At 35.5% G+C, this 14,997-nt stretch carries 14 protein-coding genes; 6 read left to right on the top strand and 8 right to left on the bottom strand.

The window, feature by feature from the left end; translation table 11 throughout:
* Window positions 1-13: 13 nt before the first annotated feature.
* The 5 genes from trmB to E4N78_RS04865 form a co-directional block, all read right to left on the bottom strand.
* A complete protein-coding gene (gene trmB, locus E4N78_RS04885) occupies window positions 14-637 on the bottom strand; it encodes a tRNA (guanosine(46)-N7)-methyltransferase TrmB (protein ID WP_255812319.1) in 624 nt (207 codons plus the stop codon).
* 126 nt (window positions 638-763) lie between these two features.
* Window positions 764-1,477: a hypothetical protein gene (locus tag E4N78_RS04880; protein WP_255811926.1), complete on the bottom strand. Its 714-nt coding sequence runs from the start codon at window positions 1,475-1,477 to the stop codon at window positions 764-766.
* Between the two features lie 35 nt (window positions 1,478-1,512).
* Window positions 1,513-2,682 (bottom strand): DUF8084 family protein, encoded by a 1,170-nt coding sequence (locus E4N78_RS04875; protein WP_255811925.1) that lies wholly within the window; start codon window positions 2,680-2,682, stop codon window positions 1,513-1,515.
* A 181-nt stretch (window positions 2,683-2,863) separates the two neighbouring features.
* Entirely contained in the window at window positions 2,864-4,999 is a 2,136-nt protein-coding gene (locus E4N78_RS04870; protein ID WP_255811924.1) for a tetratricopeptide repeat protein, read from the bottom strand.
* Window positions 4,992-5,732: a tetratricopeptide repeat protein gene (locus E4N78_RS04865; RefSeq protein ID WP_255811923.1), complete on the bottom strand. Its 741-nt coding sequence runs from the start codon at window positions 5,730-5,732 to the stop codon at window positions 4,992-4,994. Before E4N78_RS04865 ends, E4N78_RS04870 begins: the two co-directional genes overlap by 8 nt.
* Window positions 5,733-5,769: 37 nt before the next feature.
* On the opposite strand from E4N78_RS04865, the gene E4N78_RS04860 reads away from it, so the two are divergent.
* From E4N78_RS04860 to E4N78_RS04840, 5 genes are all read left to right on the top strand, one after another.
* The gene (locus E4N78_RS04860) at window positions 5,770-7,143 is read left to right on the top strand and encodes a tetratricopeptide repeat protein (protein WP_255811922.1); all 1,374 of its coding nucleotides are present in this window, start codon (window positions 5,770-5,772) and stop codon (window positions 7,141-7,143) included.
* Window positions 7,144-7,150: 7 nt separating this feature from the next.
* Window positions 7,151-7,834 (top strand): metallophosphoesterase, encoded by a 684-nt coding sequence (locus tag E4N78_RS04855; RefSeq protein ID WP_255811921.1) that lies wholly within the window; start codon window positions 7,151-7,153, stop codon window positions 7,832-7,834.
* A 77-nt stretch (window positions 7,835-7,911) separates the two neighbouring features.
* Complete coding sequence (locus E4N78_RS04850; RefSeq protein ID WP_255811920.1) at window positions 7,912-9,591, top strand: GAF domain-containing SpoIIE family protein phosphatase; 1,680 nt, start codon at window positions 7,912-7,914, stop codon at window positions 9,589-9,591.
* A 28-nt stretch (window positions 9,592-9,619) separates the two neighbouring features.
* Window positions 9,620-9,958 carry an anti-sigma factor antagonist gene (locus E4N78_RS04845; protein ID WP_255811919.1) on the top strand — a complete coding sequence of 113 codons (339 nt, stop codon included), beginning with the start codon at window positions 9,620-9,622 and terminating at the stop codon, window positions 9,956-9,958.
* A gap of 16 nt (window positions 9,959-9,974) precedes the next feature.
* Complete coding sequence (locus E4N78_RS04840) at window positions 9,975-10,517, top strand: ATP-binding protein (protein WP_255811918.1); 543 nt, start codon at window positions 9,975-9,977, stop codon at window positions 10,515-10,517.
* A gap of 8 nt (window positions 10,518-10,525) precedes the next feature.
* Here E4N78_RS04840 and E4N78_RS04835 read toward each other — a convergent pair whose 3' ends face one another.
* Together E4N78_RS04835 and E4N78_RS04830 are read right to left on the bottom strand one after the other, a co-directional pair.
* Window positions 10,526-11,350, bottom strand: a complete 825-nt coding sequence (locus E4N78_RS04835; protein WP_255811917.1) for a hypothetical protein — start codon at window positions 11,348-11,350, stop codon at window positions 10,526-10,528.
* The gene (locus tag E4N78_RS04830; RefSeq protein ID WP_255811916.1) at window positions 11,343-11,963 is read right to left on the bottom strand and encodes a hypothetical protein; all 621 of its coding nucleotides are present in this window, start codon (window positions 11,961-11,963) and stop codon (window positions 11,343-11,345) included. Before E4N78_RS04830 ends, E4N78_RS04835 begins: the two co-directional genes overlap by 8 nt.
* Window positions 11,964-12,080: 117 nt before the next feature.
* Here E4N78_RS04830 and E4N78_RS04825 point away from each other — a divergent pair, with 117 nt between their 5' ends.
* A complete protein-coding gene (locus tag E4N78_RS04825) occupies window positions 12,081-13,460 on the top strand; it encodes a tyrosine phenol-lyase (RefSeq protein ID WP_255811915.1) in 1,380 nt (459 codons plus the stop codon).
* A gap of 50 nt (window positions 13,461-13,510) precedes the next feature.
* Here the strand turns inward: E4N78_RS04825 and E4N78_RS04820 are convergent, their stop codons facing one another.
* Entirely contained in the window at window positions 13,511-14,929 is a 1,419-nt protein-coding gene (locus E4N78_RS04820) for a PALP domain-containing protein (protein WP_255811914.1), read from the bottom strand.
* Between the last annotated feature and the right edge of the window lie 68 nt (window positions 14,930-14,997).

The following is a 14,997-nucleotide window of genomic DNA, read 5'->3' as shown; positions in this document are numbered from 1 at the left end:
GTTTCAAAACTGCTTAATCTTTTTCGAATATAAGCTCATTTATGATGTGTTCTTTTTTTAAGCCCTTTTTTTCAAACTTTGTTGTAGGGCGCCAGCTTTGACTTGGAGCAAATTTTTCGTATTTGGATTTTAGATTGGGAGTTTTGCTCAATTGCTCAAAGGCATCCTCTGCATAATTTTCCCAATCGGTTACCATGTAAATATAGCCGCCCTTTTTTAATTTTCTTGAAAGTAAATCGGTTCGGGGCCTTCTTACAAGCCGCCTTTTATGATTCCGCTTTTTTTGCCACGGATCGGGGAAAAAAATATGAAAGCCGTCAATACATTCATCATTTATCATATTTTCTAAAACTTCAATTGCATCATGTTCGATAATCCGTAAATTATTTAATTTTTTTTCTTCTATTTCCCCTAAAAGTTTTCCTACTCCGGCCTTAAAAACTTCTATGCCGAGATAGTTTTTATCGGGATTATCCTCAGCAATTTGAGCGGTAGCAGTCCCCATTCCGAAACCTATTTCTATAATTACGGGACTATTATTTTGAAAAAGAACCGTAAAATCAATTTTTTTTTCAGAATATGGAATACACCATTTTTTAGAAAAATTTTCATAGTTGCGTCTTTGCCCATCAGTCATACGGCCTGTTCTAAGAACAAAGGTTTTTATAGATCGAAAATGAGGATTAAGATTAGAGCACTCGAGAACTTCCTGATTTTTATCGGAATCCGTGCCGTAGATTATATCTTCATTCATTTTTTGATATTAGTACAAACTATGGTACTTTGTCAAATAGGCTATATCGCCTTTTGAGGTTTTAGCTATACATTGAATATAACGGGTGTCGGGATATTTTTCAAGCAAGGGTTCGATAGAATCTTCATATTGAGAGTCCTGAGGCAATACTTGTACAAAGAGAGGCTGCTTATCTGCACCAAGCAAAATAAGAGAAAACTTCTTAAACTCTGAAAGCTGATCCGGTTCAATTTTCCATCTCTTATTTTCAATTTTAAAAGAAAAAGGAAGAGAAGAAAGGTCTTCAAAGTCTTTGACTGAAATTTTTTTGATGCTTCTATTTCCGGATAAATCTTCAGCAATAATAGAATATTCACCTAGAGGAATCTTGCCTAAAGGATGAGATATTTTATTTGATCCTGCCCAAAGAACTTTACCGGCATCTGAAGCACCTAAATTAGAAGAAGAAAAAAATGAAGAATTTTCCCTATGTAAAACCCATGTAAGGCTTGATTCCGTATGGACAATCGTTATAGAAGAATAATCATTCCTTCCGTTTTCATCTTTATACAGTAAAAAAACCGAAAGGCGTTCTTCTATCGACGAGTTTTGAGTCTCAATTTTTAGAATTTTAAATGAAAGATCCGGAATGTCGGGACTATTAAACTCACATGAAAATAAAAAAACACCTATAAACAAAATAAGAGTTTTCGTTAAACTTTGTTTTTTTTTTGCCTTCTTCATTACACTACCAGCTTTATGATAAAAGAATTTTAATTTTAAAACATAAAGGACATATTCATTACAGTTAAATCCGTATCTTCAAAGCGGTTTGCACTAGACTCAAAACGGACATTGACTTTTTCACAAGCATCATTTAAATATGAAATATAATACATTCCTAAATTCAAATCTTCCGAGCCTTCCGGAAGAGCTCTGTAAAAATCAATCAAAGAATTTTTATCGACATCTGCCATCTTTAAATCATTTAAGTTTGCCCTAACCGCATCCGACTGTTCATTTTTACTGTAAAGAGTAATCTGGAGTTTACCTTGAGTACCTATAGAAGCTATTCCGCCGCTTCCAATTTTCCATGAAAGAAATACAAGCTCTTGTTTTTTTTCAAGCTCCGCAACAAGACGGCGGCGTATTTCGGGATCAAACAAAGCTTCTTGAGGATCCTCCAGTTCAGGAAAAAGAATCAAGGCCTCCTTGCGCAAATTCATATTTTCAGCACTTATAATAAGCTCCATCAGCATCAAGGCTATGTATTCGGCTATTTTTGTTTTATCCATATACTCGGTTAAAGATGTTCTTATTGTTTTTAAGATTAGATCAAAATCTTTGTGCATTCTGAATTTCGTTATAATAAACCAAGTAAAGGGACGCATCATATTTAAAAATTTTTCAGCCAAAAAGAACTGAATATTTTTTTCTTCAGGAGAAAGGGCATTATTCTTTGTTATAAAAGCAAAAAGAGGTTTGACAATCTCCTGCTTTGCTTCATAAATCATACTTTCATTTTGCTGCAATACATTTGCCAAATACTTTTCGTTTATATGGGTTTTTTCGTCAATTATACTTGCAGGTTTTTGCCGATTCCATTTTTTTATAACCGGAGAGTTTAGGATTTGCTTAAATATATAATCATCATATTGTTTATACAAAACAGAATAGACTATGAGCTTTGAAAGGTCCATTACCTCCTGGCGGGAAGAAACAAATTCAGGCTTCGATATTTCAATTTTTGAGATATAATCTGCCAAAAGAAGGCGTTGAATAGTTTCCGGAATAAATGTTTCAAGAGAAATACCGTATTCTTCAATATTTCCTGCAAGCTTAAATTTAAGGAGTTTTTTATTCCTTTTTATAAAAAATGTAGAGCCTTCTTGGGTTAAAATAAGCTTCAATGGGAGATCTAAAATTCGCTTCTTTTCACTTGCAGCCATAAATGCTCCTTTTTATATAATATAATAAAAAATACCGATAATATTTTTCAGTCTATCATAATTTTATGAAAAATTCTATAGCCTAATTTATATATCGGCATTTTACTAAAAGAAAAAAATATTTGAAAACTAAAAAGCCGCTTGCTTTAAACAGCTTTTTAGTTTACTGATTATTATTTTATTAAATGGAAGAAAGCATAGATCTAATTTCTCCGGCCTTTGGATAGTTAGGATTTTTATTCAATAAACTTTCTAAAATAAGTTTTGCATCGGCCTTTTTGTCTAAGCTTATATAGAGTTTACCTAGTTCATGATAAGCAGCCCAATTTTTAGCATCTACTTTTATGATTTGCTCATAAACACCTACAGCTTTTTCTTTTAAATCTGCTGAAATATAAGCAGCTGCAAGGTTTTGTTTTGCAGTAATATTTAAAGGCTGGCTTTTAACTGAATTCAAATAGTGATTTACAGACTTATTATATTCCCCCTGCAAACCATATAGTTTGCCTAAATTTGTGTTTACTTCAAAATTATTCGGTTCCATCCGGTAAGCAGCTAAAAGGCTTTCTTCAGCTTCATTTAATTTCCCATCATCCAAATACATTCGTCCCAAATTTATTCTAGGCTTTGCATAATTCTTATTTAAAGAAACAGCCTGTCTATAATAATCATAGGCTTCGGATTTTTTTCCATTTTTTTCAAATGCCAGACCGTAAGTATATAATACACGAGCATCTGAAGGTTTTAAATTATAAGCTTTTTCGGCATTATTCAAAGCTTCCCCATTCTTTCCTAAATCAACTTGTACTGTTGCTAAATTATAATAGGTGATAGCATCTTCTTCTCCAAGGGTAATAGCTTCCTTAAAATAACGCTCTGCCAAGCTGTTTTCCCCAAGCTCTGCATAAACTTGAGCCATCTCACGCAAAGCAGGAAGGTTTGCAGGTTCATAGGAAACGGCCTTTTTATAATTTTCAATTGCTTGGTCAAATTTACGCTGAGATTTTTTTATTCTGGCCATTTCCAAAAAGGCTTTTACATAATCCGGTTTGATTTTTACTGCTGAAGAAAAAGCTTTAAAGGCATCGTTATCCAAACCAAGCTTTCTATATGTCATTCCAAGGTTAAAAAAAGCGTTATCAAATTGAGGATTTGATTTTATACTTCGCTCAAAACAATTACGTGCTTTTTGATAATGCCCGCCTGCATAATATTTTTTACCCAGCTCATAATTATATACATAATTATCCGGATCCAGACTTTGGGCTTTTTCCAATTCTACAAGAGCTACTTGAGATTTCTTTTGTGCATCTGCAATCTGAGAGTAAACATAATGAGATTTCGCATTTTGACCGTCAAGATTTACCGATTTTCTTATATATTCATCAGCAGCCGAAATGGCTTTTTCAGCATCTGCCGAATCAGCTTTCTTTAAACTAAAATCATTTAAAGATGATGCCATATCAAGAAAGCTTTTTGCATTATGTGCAACTTCAGAATCAGGCAATATTGCTGAAGCTTTTGAAAAAGAAGTAAGAGCCGAATTAAGATTTCCGTTTTGTAAAAAGGTAATTCCATCTGAAATCAAACGGACTGCCTCTTCCAACTGAGCTCTCAGCCTTGCATCTGTATTTTCTTTTGCAGCTTTTTGGGCTTCGGCCGCTTTTTGGGCATCAATAGCAGCTTTTTTTCTTTCTTCCTCCAGTCTTTGCTTCTCAGCCTCTGCAGCTTTTTGAGCATCAAGGGCGGCCTTTTTGCGGGCTTCTTCAAGCTTCTTAGCATCATCTTTTGCCTTTTGTTCAGCAGCCAGCTTTGCCTTACGATCAGCCTCAAGCTTTTCCTTCTCAATTTTTTCTATATCTTCTTTTTTCTTAGCCTCGGCTTCTTTTAAAGATTTTTGCTGTTTAATCAATTCTTCCTGTCGTTTCTTTGCCTCTTCTGCTCTTTTTAAGGCTTCCTCGGCCTTCTTTTCCTTTTCAGCTTCAGCCGCTTGTTTTTCTTTTTCTGCTGCACTGGAATTAGCTGTAAGATTTTTATTAAGCTCTTCGGCTTGTTTAAGCGGCTCTGTTTCCAAAATAGCGAGTTCTTTTTCGCCTTCTTTTTTGGCTTTTTCTATCTCGGCTTCTATCTTAGCCCGTTTTTCTTCAAGCCTAGCAAGTTCAGCTCTTTCAGCCTCAATTTTTGCAGCCGTTTCCGTTTCTAATGTGTTAGAATTTGCGGGATTAGTCTTTGTAAAGAATAAAATACCTACAATAACCAAAACAGCCAACAAAATGCCCGATAAAATACCTATAAAAAATTTTTGAAAATCAGTCAAGTTCGTTTTCCTCCGAATAATCTATTGTATCGTCAGCACCTGCCGATACGGAGTCTGCATTATCAACCGAAGATAAATTTGAATTTACTTCATCCATAAGTTTTTTATACCTTTCTTCGGCTGCTAGACGTTCTGCTTCTTCCGCAGCTTTTTTTGCTTCAGCCAAAGCCTTGGCTTTTTCAGCTTCTTCGGTAATGCCTTCCAAAAGACCTATCATTTTTTCTATCGACGGTCTCTGGATTGTTTCAGGGTTTAAGTTTAAATAAATTTTATAATCTTGTAAAGCACCCTCATGGTTCTCCAGCTTCACCCTTGCATTAGCCCTATTTAAAAAAGCAGGTGCATATATACCGTTTTTTAAAACAGCTTCGTTATACGCCGATTCGGAAGCATCAAATCTATTTTGTAAAAAATAAACATTACCTATATTGTAATAGTATAGGTAATCATTAAGCATATCCTGATCTTTTCCCTGTAAAAAATAGTTTAAGGCCTCGTTATATTTCCTTATTCTAAAATATGCCACTCCAAGATAAAGATAAACGGAACTAGGACGTCCTTCCTCCTGAGAGGCCTTAAAAAGAGCTGAAACCGCTTTTTCGGGCTTATCTTCAGTTAAAAATCTTTTCCCTTCTTCAAAATAATCAACAGCAAAAAGAGATGAAAAAAAAGACAAAAAAATTACAAAAAAAACGTTTTTGTTGAATTTTAATCGGTAAAAATGCATTTTCATATTTGACATTCCCCCCCAAAAGCTATACCATATAGTTATGTCATCATTAACTATTACCTTGATTGTTATACTCGGCCTAAGTGTCATCTTTCTCGTTTTATTTGTGTTAAAATCGGTTATTTCACCTAAGAAAATCTCAAAAGTTGAAAAAAACATAAAATCCGGAAAATACGCAGCCGCCATTAAAGATGCAAAAGCAATTCTTTCAAAGAACCCAAGAGATTCGGAAGCCAGATACTTATTGGGTAAAGCTTACCTTGCAGACAAAAAAAGCGACCTTGCATTCATCGAATTCAAAACCTTAAATAAAACGGCCGTATTTAATAATATTGCAACCGAAATCGAATTCAGGTCTATTATAGCAGATTTATATTTAAAATTCCAGCAGCCGGACGAAGCTTTAAAAGAATTTATTCTTCTAAATAAAAAAGACCCAAAAAATCCTAAATATTATTTTCAGGCAGGACAAATTTATGAAAACAAAAATATGTCCGATCAAGCAATTGCTTACTTTCAAAAAACTATAGAAATAGACTCACGCTTTGCCGAAGCCTACGCTTCATTAGGGCTTTTGCTCTTTAAGGCAAACCAGATTCCTGAAGCGGAAAAGGCGATTGCCACGGCCTTAAAACTGGCACCGGATAATAGTGAAACCCTCTATTACCATGGCAGAATCTTAAAAAGCAAAAAAAACTATGCTCAAGCTCTGGCAGCCCTAGAAAAGGCAGCAAGAAAACAGGAAATTAGAACAAAATGCTTTTTTGAAAGAGGCTGCTGTTATTTAGAGACCAACAGCCTTGAAAAAGCCGAATTTGAATTTTCAAGAGCCATTAAATCTTCAAAACAAGCATCGGCTCCAGAAGTGCTCTATTCCAGATATCTTTTAGCCGATTGTTATGAAAAACAAAGAAATATTGATAAAGCTATAGAAGAATGGGAAGCAATAAGTGCCGTAAACTCTAAATTCCGCGATACAGCCAAAAAACTTGCAGAATATTCCGATTTGAGAACAAACGATCACATGAAAGAATATTTAACTTTAGTTAAAGAAGAATTCTTCCAAATGTGCCGCAATATCACGGAGCAATATTTCGATTACCCCGTTCAAGCTGTAAAAGAGATTAAGATAGGATGCAGCATACTTGCGGTAGAAAAAGGCTCTGAACAATGGTTAAACACAAGGAAAAAACCTCAGCTTCTTATTTTCGCGAGGGATGGAAGTACTATAACCGAAGCTTTTTTACGATCAGTTCATGAGGAAATGAAAAAACAAGCCGTAGTTACATCGCATATAATTACTTCAGGAAATTTTTCACCGGATGCTATAAAATTTGCAGAAAACAGACCTTTTAACCTCATTGATAGACAAAAACTTGAAAGGATTGTAGAAAAGGTAAAATTTACGTTTTAGGAAAAGGATGATGAAAAAAATACTATGCATTTCAGATCAAATTGATCCGGTTATTTACAGCAAAAATGTAAAAGAAAAATACGGAGATGTAGATTTTATAATATCGGCTGGAGATCTACCTATTGAATACTTGGATTTTGTACAAAATGCCTTAAACAAGCCCCTTTTCTTTGTTTTTGGAAGCCACAATCTAAAAGCCCTCACTCATTATCATCCTGAAATGGCTGAAAAATCAAATGGGGACGAAATTAATATTTTTAAAAAAGTCAATGAAATAAAAAGCAATAAGGGCACTTATATAGGTTTTAAAAGCTGCAAATATGAAAATATAATCCTTGCCGGCATTTCAGGTGCAAAAAAACGCAATGACGGAAAAAATCAGTTTACCGAAAGACAAATGAAGCGTAAACTTTCACGCATGATACCGGCGTTGCTGTTAAATAAAATAAAATACGGCCGCTATCTTGATATTTTAGTAACCCACAGTCCTCCCATATTGGGTGAAGAAAAAGAAGAAAATAAACAGCTGCGTTTTGAATGTTTTACTAAATTCATAAACTTTTTTAAACCTAAATATATAATACACGGTCAGGTGCATATCTATGACTCTCAGCAGACTCGAAGTACAAAATACAAAAACGCCGAGATAATTAATGCGTACAGCCGGCATATTTTAGAACTTAACAGCTAGCTTAAAAATTCAAATTGTTTTCATTGTTTTGAAAATAAATCTTGACGATATTGTATATAAATGATAGAATTAGCCTAATGAAAGAAATTGACTCTCTTGATTTTTATGGCTTAATTACTCTTTCGGTCTTAACTATTTTGGTGCTCTTTATAGCTATAAGGATGACATTTATAAATAAAAAAAAGGCTGGGATGAGGGCTTTTGCACTTTTAATAAATTCAATCCTAATGTCAGCCTGCATAATAAGTATCTCGGCAGCTGTGTCAGCTTTTTTTAAAACATATATAATATTTTATGCAGGATCAGCAGCAGCTTCAATTATTCTTATGATCTACTTATTTCTATCGGAAAAAGCCTTTTTAGAAGACCAAACCGAAAAGCTGAAAAAAGAAAGAGCTAATGCAGCATATATTAAAGAATTACAAAACCTCCCTTCGGAGGACTCATTAAGAGCCCGTAAACTTTTGTCAACGGCACGGAATCTCTTGCAAAAGACAAACGGTTTGGTCCTAGGGAAAAAAGATATATCAACTGAAATGTTTTCATATATTGCAGAGTCTTTTTTGACGGAAATGACGGCAGACGGAGCCGTAGTCCTTGCAGTACAAAGCTTTGAAGACGTTTTAGCTGTAAAAGCCATATCAGGAAATTTTCCCCCGCCGTATAAATTGCCCGATGATCTTGTAAGAAAAGAGGATTATGTAGTTTCCAACTTTAAGCATGCACGGTTTGAGATGGGAGAATCTATATTTACCGAAGTGGCCTCAAGCGGAAAAACTTTACTTATAAAAAACGGAAAAGAAAGCTCCTTATTGCCTCAAAACGGAAATGAAAAGTTTTTACAGCACGGCAGTCTTATATTTTTCCCTCTTATAGTTAATACTGTTGTATTCGGTGTTGCAGCCGTATCACGCAATGCCGACAGAAAACCTTTTTCTGAAAAAGAAGCGGAAATTGGAGAAAACTTGGCAGGATTTGCAGCTGAAATAATAAATTTGACTTTAAATATATCTGAAGCATCCGAACATGCCGAAATTGAAAATATAACCGATACTGTAGCTAAAATACAGGAAATTCTTTTACCTAAAAATTTAAAAAAGATTCCGGGCTTAGAAATCGGAGAGTATTTTTTACAGGAAAGAGGTATATGCAGCGATTATTATGATGTAATCGTACAGCAAAACAGGATATTTATTGTTCTTGCTGACGTTGCAGGAAAAAGTATTCAGTCTGCTATTATCATGATTATGATAAGGGCTATCCTATACCTTATAACAAATACCGACCAAAATACTGAGGCTATTTTAGACTGGCTTAATAAAGGTATAACAGGGAAAATAGATATTGACCACTTTGCAAGCATTTCTCTTGTATCATACGAAACAAAAACCAAACAAATAGAATTTATAGGGGCAGGTCATCAGGCAATGATGATCTGGAGGAAACAAAAAAATAAGATAGAATTATTTCAGCAAAAAACCGACCCAATAGGCATTGATATAAGGTCAATTTATAAAAGCATAAAAATTCCTTTTGATAGCGGAGATGTAGCGGCACTATATACCGACGGAATTATAGAAAGTCTTAACACATCCGGTGAACAGTATGGAGAGACAAGACTTGCCCAGTTGATAGCAGATAATCATACCGCTCCTTCAAAAGATATAGCAAATAAGATAAAACGCGATATGATTTCGTTTATAGGAAAAGCCCCAACTCATGATGATCGCACATTGCTGATTATCAAGGCTAGATGATAATAAAGAGGTTGTTAAGGAGATTGTTATGGAACTGAAAATCCGAAAAAACAAAGAAGTTTACATTATTGATGTGAGCGGTGAAATGGATTTATACAATTCATACAGATTAAAGGAGCTTGTCATGAAAATGATAGAGCGCCAAATAAAATGTATGATAATTAATCTCGAAGATGTCGACTATATAGACTCTTCAGGAATAGGCGCTTTGATTTATATATGCTCTACCGTAAAAAAGATGAATTTAAGGCTCTTTATAACCAACATTCACGGATCCGTGAAAAAAGTTATAGAGCTGACTAAACTGATGGGCTATTTTCCCATAACCAATAGTTTAGAAGAAGCTTTACAAAAAATGGAAAACTAAAACGGAGGATTAAAATATGAATATTATAAAAGAACTTAAAGTTGACGAAAAGAGTCCATTATTTGATAAAACCGGAATGTTATACAAAGAATTTCCGTCAGATTTTAGGCAAATAAGATATTTTACACTTTTAATCGTACAATCAGCTCCCTTAGAAATAAAAGGAATAAACCTCTTAGAACAGCAAATAAGTGAAATTATTAAAAATGCCGTAAAACACGGAAACAGATGTAACCCCTCAAAAAAGGTAAAAGTTTGGTATGACTTCAGCTCTACCCATGCCCACCTAATAGTTGAGGATGAGGGAGAAGGATTTAAAGAAATAGATAAATGGAATGAATTCAATAGAAAACGCTTAGAGTGTCTGCATAATCAGGACTTTGCAAACCTTGGAGCCTATGTTTCTTTTAGAACGGACAAAAGCGATGAATATGATGGAGGAAACGCCCTCTTTGCAGCCCTCGAATATTGGGACGGAGGCTTTATTTTTAACAAGAAGAAAAACGGCGTTGCAATGTTAAAAAAATACCCTCAAAAAAAGCACGGCATTTCGATATAAACTCAAGTTTATTCGGGATATCCGTATCGGCTTGAATGCGCTTTTTCATGTAAAAAGCGCTTATCTTCTTCTTGAATATTTTTAATCAAAAGGCATAAGAGCCCCTGCCTTTCGTCTGTTGACTTAGGACTGGATATAGGCAAAAAGAAAGAATATACGGACAAAAGATTTATTCTTCTGTGCCCGAAATTGATTTCGGTTTGAGCCGATACTTGGACGGAAATGGGTTCTATTTTTTTTTCAGAGCAAAAAATAAGAATAAACTCGGAATCTATATATAGAAGACAAGGCTCAAGCTCCGGTATACCGCTTTTACAGGCAGAAATATAAAGCCGATAAAAAAAGGCCGTGGGGATTTTATCAGGATTGAGCTTCATTGAGGACGAAATTTTTGAGCGGAATAGAAAAAAACTTTCGGCCTCCTCATCCTCTACAATAGGAGGAAATGGAAAACTAAGCGGAAAATTTTCTGAAATATCAGCCGATAGTTTAAAACCTTTGGAATTCCATAAAAGAATATGAGGTTTATTCCTTGCAAAATTATCATCATATTTATAAAACTTATCGGAAATTTTAAAGGCTAAAGCCCCTTCTTTTTTTTCGGCTCGGCTAAAAAAATACAATGGCCTATTTCTATGATTAAAAAAGACCTTTAACTCATCCTTAGTTTTTACCCCATCGGCTTTAAAAAAAACGAATTCGCCTATGACTTTATAGAAAAAAGAATCCACTTCTATAAACTTATTATTGCATAATAAAGTTAAAGGCGGTTTTTCTCTTAAAAAAGTGTCAAAAATATATTCATATTCGATTCTATTGAGAGCTTTATTCATATTCGTCTCCAATAATATCAAAGGAATCGACATACCACTTTTCATCCATATAGATTAAAACTATTTCGATAATGCGGTAAAAGACTTTTTCTTCACCTTTAATATTGCACCTAAACAAGGCTTTTGGTTTTTGATCGCCTTGATTTTCGGGACGGGAAAAAAAAACGGAAATTACAGGTTTAAGGGAGTCCAGCCTGTAGTTGATAAGATAGGGTAAAAAAGGTTTTTCTTTTGAACATAGAAGAGGGTCAAGCTTGCTTTCTTTTAATTGTGAAGATAAAGTATTTAAAAATGTTAAAACGGATCTTTCAATACCGGTATAGTCCAAAATTCCAAGACCTTCCAAATAAGGATATAAACTATCATGCAAATCCGTATCGGAATATGAAGTCAAATTATCGGGAATAATTTCATCGATCATAAAAGGTTCAGCCATCGACGGGACAAAAATACTTTCAGACTCAGTCCAAACAATATCGGAAAAATAATTATTTGCTTCTTCCAATATCGTTTGAGGTTCGGAATTTATCCTTTCTTTTTCCCCATCATCATCAGAAAAAAGTTCAAGAGAAAATAAAAAAAATAGAAGGATCCGGTATTTTTTTAACCTCATACAATCTTTATATCATATCTATGATAACTAGACAATACCCAGTCTTTGTGTTATATTGGCTGAGGGAAAACTTTCCCTAATATCATTTTCTGTAGAACTAACAGATGGAGGACTTTTATGGATATTAAAAATTATCCTGCGGAACCTTTTAGAATAAAGGTTGTAGAGACTGTTAAGATGATCGATAAGGATCAAAGAGCAAAGGTTGCCAAGGAAGCCGGTTATAACACCTTCCTTATTAATTCGGAAGATGTTTATATCGACCTTCTTACCGACTCCGGAACAAACGCAATGAGCGATAAACAATGGGCCGGAATGATGATAGGAGATGAAGCCTATGCCGGAAGCCGCAACTTTCATCACTTGGAAGAAACGGTTCAAGAGATTTTCGGCTTTAAGCATCTTGTACCGACCCATCAAGGCCGCGGTGCCGAAAACCTTCTTTCAAGGATAGCCATTAAGCCCGGTCAGTATGTACCCGGAAATATGTATTTTACCACTACCAGATACCATCAAGAAGCAAACGGCGGTATTTTCGTGGATATAATAAACGATGATGCCCATGATGCAGGCAAAAATGTTCCTTTTAAAGGCGACATCGACTTGAACAAGCTTGAAAAACTTATAAACGAAAAGGGAGCAGAAAACATCGCATACGTTTGTTTGGCTGTTACGGTAAACCTTGCAGGCGGTCAGCCCGTTTCTATGAAGAACATGAAGGCTGTCCGTGAGCTTACAAAAAAACACGGCATCAAAGTATTCTACGATGCAACCCGCTGCGTAGAAAACGCCTACTTTATCAAAGAACAAGAAGCCGGTTATGCCGACAAGTCTATCAAAGAAATCGTAAGAGAAATGTTCAGCTATGCAGACGGATGTACTATGAGCGGTAAAAAAGACTGTATCGTAAACATCGGAGGCTTCCTCTGTATGAACGATGAAGAGCTTTTCCAAGCTGCAAAGGAATTCGTTGTTGTATTTGAAGGTATGCCTTCATACGGCGGTATGGCAGGACGCGATATGGAAGCTATGGCTATCGGTCTAAAAGAAGCCCTCCAGTTTGAATATATCGAACACCGAATCAAGCAGGTCCGCTATTTAGGCGACAAGCTCTTGGAAGCAGGAGTCCCTATTATCGAACCCGTAGGAGGACACGCAGTATTCCTTGATGCAAGACGCTTCTGTCCTCATCTTAAACAAACCGAATTCCCTGCACAGGCCCTCGCAGCAGAGCTTTATATCGAATCGGGAGTTAGAAGTATGGAACGAGGTATCGTTTCTGCAGGACGAGATCCTAAGACAAGGGAAAACCACGTACCAAAACTTGAAACAGTCCGCTTAACTATCCCTCGCCGTGTTTATACCTATAAACACATGGACATTGTAGCAGATGCAGTTATTAAGTTATACAAACACAAGGAAGTTATAAAAGGATTAAAGTTCGTTTACGAACCTAAACAGCTCCGCTTCTTTACGGCACGCTTTGAGCATATCTAAGATAAGATAAAATAAAGAGCAGATTAAACTTTTATGTTTAATCTGCTTTTTTAATGTGATAAGGCCCAGTCTTTGAACTCGGAATAGGAAGCAGAAATATTTACGGTTTTTCCTGAGCGGTATTGTAAACTTTCAAGTTTATCCGGCAAAGAAGGCAGTCTTCCTATTGCAGGTTTCATAATTTCAGGAAATTTTGCAGGATGAGATGTCTGAAGAATAATGCCTACCATCTTGCTTCTATGAATTGAAGATGCCCAAGTATCGATATCAGCATATTTTAAGGGAATGCCGGGATATTCATCAACCTGCAGTCCTTTCCTCTTTAAAGCATTTAAAGCGCCCTGATAAATATCCTGCCAAGCAGTCCATGCCATCCCTCCATAAGGATCTATTATATAACCGGTCCTATCATTACAGGCCCGAACAGATGATATAGTACCCGTACTATCAAGCCAATAAGGGATTATGTATTTTTTAAGATCTTCAAAACTATATATCTGGAGCATCCTCTTAAAGTTGATCATACTTGGAATGTCCAAGGCCGGAGTACTTGTTTTTACAGCTTCTCTTATTTGAAAATTGCCGAGAGTGAGCCAATCTGAAATAGCATGGTTTTCATTTTCGGCAGAAATAAAACCGCTTATAGGGGTACCCATCTTCTTAGCTATGAGCCCCGCAGTTAGGCCTGAAAAGCTTCCTGAAGGAACTGAGGCTATAATTGCGGGATCGTCAATTTTATTATCATAACCGCTGCGGTATAAAACCGTAAGCGCTGCATACACAAAAAAGGCAATCTGAGGTAAAATAGGGGCTATGTTTAAGGCTCCGCCTGAAACGAGTTTTAACTTTTTGAGTAAATCCTCATCTCTGATAGCTTTATCCACAAGATTTTCACAATCTTCAAACGAGCCGTCCACAGAAAGCGTGAAAATATTTTTCGGCATTGAAGAAAGAAGATTTTCCTGTATTTCCGTTAAGGAGTCTTTAGGATACAAAATGATTGCATTAACACCGCTTACTCTGGAAACCGCAGCCCCAATCGAACAGGCCCGTTCACCTGAAGCAGCGACAATAAGATTAAGAGCTTCATCTTGATCCCGATTAAAATACTCTAAAAGATAGGCCAAAAAACCGGAACCTATATCTTTATAATTATAAGTAGGCCCGTGAAAGAGCTCTAACACATAGGTTGTAGGCGAAATTGGGTTTATAGGAAGTCTATGCGGATAAAATTGAGCAATTATAGACATTAAGTCGGCATCAGGAATTTCATCTGCACAAAAATTTTTGATAATTTCAAAGCTGATATCCCTAAAAGAAGAAGGCGGGTTTTTGTAAATCATAGCAGAACTTATCTTTCCTAATTCCGCAGGCATGAAGACGCCCCCCGTCTCTGAATTAAAACCCCTTAATACAGCCTCCTTAAAGGATATCTGAATATTTTTATCTGTTATATCGTAAAATTTCATTTTTAGTTATCCGCATTTATCCACAAGTTTTACATAGATTTTGCACATGGCTCATTCTACAATATAAA

This window comes from Treponema denticola, assembly GCF_024400535.1.
Taxonomy (GTDB): domain Bacteria; phylum Spirochaetota; class Spirochaetia; order Treponematales; family Treponemataceae; genus Treponema_B; species Treponema_B denticola_C.
Note: the sequence above shows the minus strand (reverse complement) of the source record. Positions and strands in the feature narration are given on the sequence as shown.